Annotated in this window: 3 protein-coding genes; 2 read left to right on the top strand and 1 reads right to left on the bottom strand. The window is 47.9% G+C overall.

Translation table 11 applies throughout. The features are described from left to right. Positions 1-470 precede the first annotated feature (470 nt). The gene (locus COV52_08155) at positions 471-1,067 is read right to left on the bottom strand and encodes a hypothetical protein (protein PIR10618.1); all 597 of its coding nucleotides are present in this window, start codon (positions 1,065-1,067) and stop codon (positions 471-473) included. A gap of 277 nt (positions 1,068-1,344) precedes the next feature. Here COV52_08155 and COV52_08150 point away from each other — a divergent pair, with 277 nt between their 5' ends. Together COV52_08150 and COV52_08145 are read left to right on the top strand one after the other, a co-directional pair. After that, positions 1,345-3,231 (top strand): glycerol acyltransferase, encoded by a 1,887-nt coding sequence (locus tag COV52_08150; protein PIR10617.1) that lies wholly within the window; start codon positions 1,345-1,347, stop codon positions 3,229-3,231. A 257-nt stretch (positions 3,232-3,488) separates the two neighbouring features. Further along, positions 3,489-3,779 (top strand): hypothetical protein, encoded by a 291-nt coding sequence (locus tag COV52_08145; protein PIR10616.1) that lies wholly within the window; start codon positions 3,489-3,491, stop codon positions 3,777-3,779. Positions 3,780-3,865 lie beyond the last annotated feature (86 nt).

The following is a 3,865-nucleotide window of genomic DNA, read 5'->3' as shown; positions in this document are numbered from 1 at the left end:
GGTGACGCCGAGACCAGCTAAGGTCAAGAAGGGTGAGTCCATTTCATTGGATTGAACGCCGAAGGTGTGATAATCCGGGAAGGGGAGCAAAGCAAACCCGGGTTTATATTTCCCCGGATTATCGCTTCGTTCAATCCAGGCTAGGATTTTTGCACAGTACTTTGATTGGATGACGGCTGCGACGACGAACTGTCACTCGCATGTTCCACCACTTTTCGCACCACACGGACCGCGCAAGCATTAAGAAAAAAGCTGCAGCTTAAACCCAACACAAGCAGAACCCCCAAGCGTTTAAACGTAGGCTTTTGCATAGACAGATCTCCCTTTGTCATTGATTAATTTCATGTTAACACATTAGGGCCTAGGGTGACTTGATAATTTATCAGCACAGCGAAGCCCCCGGCATTCCAACACAGAATAAACAAAAAAACCCAGCCATGCCGGGTTTTTTTGCTGTCTGTTTATCGTTGTTATGCTGTGCAAGTAGCAGGAGCAGCAGCAGTCTCTTGAGTAGTAGTAGTAGTAGTAGCAACATCAAACAGAGTCAAACGAGCAGCAGCAGGAGCTTGATCAGCAGCATCACCAACAACGTCACGTGTAATAGTAGCATCATAAGGCCCAGAAGAGGACTTATTGCTCACCCGGTCGCAACAAGCTCCAATAGCCGCGCCCACTGCCGAACAAAACCCGACTGCAAAAGCTGTAACAGCAAGGGTTAAGAAAAAAGTCGCCGCAATCGCAGCACTGATTGTAAGCGACTGGCGAAAGTAGTTCATGAGAAGAATAAAAAGCTGTAAGTTAGCCGGTGCATCAGAGACACTGAGACAAGCAAAGATCACGACTGCCAAACTAGCCAGTCCAGTACTAACACCCGCACCAATTCTAGCGCCCCTTACAGTTGCAGTTTGTCGATGTCTGGGTGCTGTAACAGGATGAAGCAAAGACCTACGCTCACCCTCACGCTCATCAGTACCTCTACTATCAGGCGAGCCTGGTGCCACTGGTGCCACTGTTAGGACGGTGTTTGCTGCCCCTGCTTGAGCTGTGGTGTCTTGATTGAATCGCATAATTTTTCCCCTTATCTTGTGTTTACAGGGCCAGTATAAGCACACTTTCTTAAGCTTTTCTTAAGTGTTTTGTCATTATTCAGCAAAAATGCTGAATAATTACTCTTAATCAGACGCCTAGCGCGGCAAAGCCGCGCTCACTGGCGTTCGCTCGCAATGACGTTAGGGATAATCCGGAAAAATGCAACCCCGAGCTATCGCCAGGCACAACGCTTCCTACTTTTGCTCATGAGCAAACTTTGCTATCCTCAAACCTAATTAAGGCAGTAAAGCTCACATGAACAGAAACCAATTTCGCCTTTTGGCCACGCGCCGTTTTCTACCCCTCTTTATCACGCAGTTTTGTGGCGCATTTAATGACAATGTGTTTAAAAATGCGCTCGTGATTTTATTTAGCTTTAAGCTTGCCAGTGATACGCTATCCAGCGGCACCCTGGTGAACCTGGCCGCCTTATGTTTCATCCTGCCGTTTTTTCTATTTTCCGCCACTTTCGGTCAGCTGTGTGATAAATACGATAAAGCGCGCATTGCCCAACTCTCCAAAGCCACCGAAGTCGTCATCATGATTATCGCAAGCGCTGCACTGTACACCAACAGCCCCGCCCTTTTATTGCTCGTTTTATTTGGTCTCGGCTTACAGTCCACACTCTTTGGCCCGGCCAAATACGCGCTTTTGCCGCAACATTTAAGTGAAAGCGAACTCGTGGGCGGCAATGCACTGATTGAAAGCTCCACCTTTTTAGCGATACTGCTGGGCACCTTGCTGGGTGGCGTGTTAATCATTTTAAACCCGCTGTACGTCGCCTGCGCAATCTTATCGGTGGCCATGATCGGCCTGCTTGCAAGCTTATTCATCCCACGTGCCAAGCCGTTTGCCAGTGAGCTGCCCATCGACTGGAATATTTTTCGTGCCAGCTGGCGCAATATGAAGCTCGCTTATTCGCATCGCACCCTGTTTTTATGTTTGCTCGGCATTTCTTGGTTTTGGTTTTATGGCTCACTGTTTTTCTACCAAGTGGCCAACTACACGAAAGACGTGGTCGGTGGTGGGCCACATATCGCGACCGCCTTAATCGCGACGTTTGCCGTGGGCATCGCCGCGGGTGCTTTGGTCTGCGAAAGACTCTCGCGTAACAATATCGAACTCGCACTGGTGCCGTTTGGCGCCATTGGCCTCACGCTGTTTGCCTTTATCATTTTCTTCTTAGAGCCGCGTGCGGCACATGCTCAAGTGAGCTTTTGGGTATTTATCGAAAGCGCTCACAATATGGTGTTACTCATCAGCCTGTTTCTCATGGCAGTGTGCGGTGGTTTATTCACTGTGCCCCTCTACGCAACCATACAAGACCGCAGCCCGCCTGAAATGCGCTCGCGCATCGTAGCGGCCAACAATATTCTCAATGCCTTATTTATGGTGCTGGCCGCTGTGTTTGCCATCACGCTGCTTAACGCTGGCATGACGATTCCGCATTTATTTTTAGTGGCAGGCATTATCAACGCGGGCATTTCTGCGTTGATCTTTTTTCACATTCCTGAATTTTTCTTACGCTTTTCAATGTACCTGCTCATCAATACGTTTTACACGGTGAAAACCAAAGGCACCGAAAACCTTCCGCGCTGCGGGCCTGCGATTTATGTTTGTAACCATGTGAGTTTTATTGATGTGGTGATCATCACGGCAGCGTCTATTCTACCGATCCGTTTCATGATGGACTGGCAATTGTTTAATGTGCCTTTGTTAAAACAATTTTCCATACTCGCCAAAGCCATTCCGATCGCCGGCAAACATGAAGATGAGAGCGTCAAAAACCAAGCCTTTTATCGCGCGGTTGAAGCGCTTAACCACGGGCAAGTGGTGTGCATTTTCCCAGAAGGCGTGATCACCAAAGATGGCCAGCTCGGCAATTTCAAACATGGCATCACCAAACTCGTGAAACAAACGCATGCGCCTGTCATTCCCATGGCCGTGCAAGGCTTGTGGGGCAGTTTTTTTAGCCGTCGATACGGCAAGGCGATGTCGCACTTTCCTAAACGCTTACAACGCACGACCGTGGGTTTAAATATTGGCGAGCCCATTCCTTACGAGGAATTTGATTTAGGTAAGCTTAAAGCAATCATTCAAGCGCTGCATGATGACAAAGTGCATACTGGGATTGGCGAGTAAACAAAACGGTTCGAATTCACGAAATTAACGTCATTGCGAGCGAACGACTGTGAGCGCGGCAATCTCAAGCGCTAAAAAAAGATCGCCACGTCGCTTCGCTCCTCGCGATGACAGAATCAGCAACTATGCAAAAAGCAGCGTCATTGCGAGCGAACGACTGTGAGCGCGGCAATCTCAAGCGCCAAAAAAAGATCGCCGCGTCGCTTCGCTCCTCGCGATGACGGGGTCGGCAATCTCAAACTTAAAGGCGAAATACCATGAAAGAACCTGCCATCTATATACTGACAAACCCCTCTCACTCAACACTCTATATTGGCGTCACAAGCAACCTAGCACAGCGCATAGACCAGCATAAGAAAAAGCTCTGCAATGGATTTTCAAGAAAATACAACTGCACAAAGCTGGTGTATTTTGAAAGCTTTGAAACAATGTATGAGGCTATTTGTCGAGAAAAACAATTAAAATCAGGATCAAGAAAGAAAAAAATACAGTTAATAGAAGGCTTGAACCCAAACTGGGACGACCTATCAACATTGAGCTTAAGTTAACTTCTAAATTAAGATCGCCGCGTCGCTTCGCTCCTCGCGATGACAGAATCAGCAACTATGCAAAAAGCAGCGTCATTGCGAGCGAA

The sequence above is a fragment of the Gammaproteobacteria bacterium CG11_big_fil_rev_8_21_14_0_20_46_22 genome, from assembly GCA_002796245.1.
Taxonomy (GTDB): domain Bacteria; phylum Pseudomonadota; class Gammaproteobacteria; order UBA12402; family UBA12402; genus 1-14-0-20-46-22.
The sequence above is the reverse complement of the archived record's forward strand: the minus strand, read 5'-3'. Positions and strand labels throughout refer to the sequence as shown.